This window comes from Plebeiibacterium sediminum (assembly GCF_026013605.1).
GTDB classification, from domain to species: Bacteria; Bacteroidota; Bacteroidia; order Bacteroidales; family Marinilabiliaceae; genus Saccharicrinis; species Saccharicrinis sediminus.
This window is the reverse complement of record NZ_JAPDPJ010000191.1, coordinates 1-1,625: the sequence shown is the minus strand read 5'-3', so window position 1 is coordinate 1,625 and position 1,625 is coordinate 1. Positions and strand designations below refer to the sequence as shown.

General features: G+C 38.4%; 1 protein-coding gene. It reads left to right on the top strand.

Annotated elements, in window-relative coordinates; genetic code table 11:
- Window positions 1–1,289 precede the first annotated feature (1,289 nt).
- Entirely contained in the window at window positions 1,290–1,556 is a 267-nt protein-coding gene (locus OM075_RS24985) for a hypothetical protein (protein WP_301193290.1), read from the top strand.
- Window positions 1,557–1,625: the final 69 nt, after the last annotated feature.

Below are 1,625 nucleotides of genomic sequence, written 5' to 3'. Positions count from 1 at the left end.
ACAGATAAACCGAAATACTATTGCCTGCATTTTGAAGGACATTCCATCAAAAATTGAGTTGTCCCTTCAGGACGCTTATTTATAGCTTGGTCACATCCCCAAGGCGTTGCCATGGGCTAAAATAAACTGGGCCTTCAGCCCGATAATAATATACAAGTATATTGCAAAGCAATTAAAATTCGTACCATTCGTGGATCCTTAAATATTGGCAAATCTAAGAATCAGCAAATAGGCAAATAAATCTACTGCATAATAAACACTTCCAAATGTTTCAGTCCTTCAGCCTGACTTATTCCCGTTGATAAGAACAAGGGGCGTTGCCACCTTGCTGTGATATTAAAGGCTTTCAGCCTTAATTAAATATATTGATAACTAGTGAAATACAGAGGTAATTCGATAATAAAATACAAGTATTTTGCAATGCAATTAAAATTTGTATGATTCGTGCAATTAACAATTCAGTGTTTACTTTTTATTGTATTGCTGAACTCATTCTTCGTTTCGCGGTTCCTAAAAATTGACAAATCAACAAATCAACAAATCAACAAATCAACAAATCAACAAATCTATCAATAACCCAACGCTAACTGCAGCCTGAAATCTAAGGACTGAAGACTGCCAACTGCCGACTGAAGACCTCCCTACCACCTCAAGTACAACTCTGCTTCCGGCAAGGTATCTTTTCGGGTGCTATAGACCTATCACAACCCGAACCCAACCCGAACAGAACCCCATTCCACCCGAACGCGACCCGACCACATACCGAAGCCGTATCCAAAATCTCCCCAAAATGACGTTTTTCTGAATAATTTTTGCCGATTTTGGCGATTTTCGGAATAATTTTCCCCGTTTTTGGCATTTTTTTGAATAATTGGGTGTTTTTGGCCCTATTTCGCATCACTTCTAAAACTACCCATTTCCACTCATAATTGATTTTCAATCATTTACAAAGACAAAAAGTCACAGTAAAATTACTGTTATTTTTTTGTACACATCGTTGATCTAATTTAGTTATCGAAAGCTAAAGGAAAGGATTCAAGGTTAAAGTAGGCAGTAAGTAGGCAGTAGGCAGTAGGCAGTAGGCATTGAGCAGTAGGCATTGAGCAGTAAGCAGTAGGCAGTAGACTGAGGAACTTAGGACTGAAGACTGAGAACTGTAGACTGAGAACTGTAGACTGAAGACTGTAGACTGAAGACTGAAAACCAGCAATAAAGTCGGCCGATACCATGTTTAACCCGATCCTCTTTATGATCTGATCAATGATAAAGAGGATTACAAAAAAAGAAAAATGAATGAAGTCAAAAATTTCGCCATCGGTTCACTGGGTACTTTAGGAGCATTGGAAATGGCAGATGCACAAATATTCTCAGCCCAGGATACTGATCCTCAAACATTGTTGATCAGGACAGCGATCACCCTGCTAGCAGGAACACTCACAACTGTTGTTTCAAACTGGATTAAAAGGTATAAAGCCCGTAAACAGGCTGAAAGAACAGCGGCTAAAAAAAGCCATAGAAGAAACATCATTAAAATTAAAAATCGTAAAAATAAATAGTCATGGGAAAGTTTAATAACGGAATCCTTGGTGGATTCAACGGAAAAGTAGGTAACGTGGTAGGTGCAA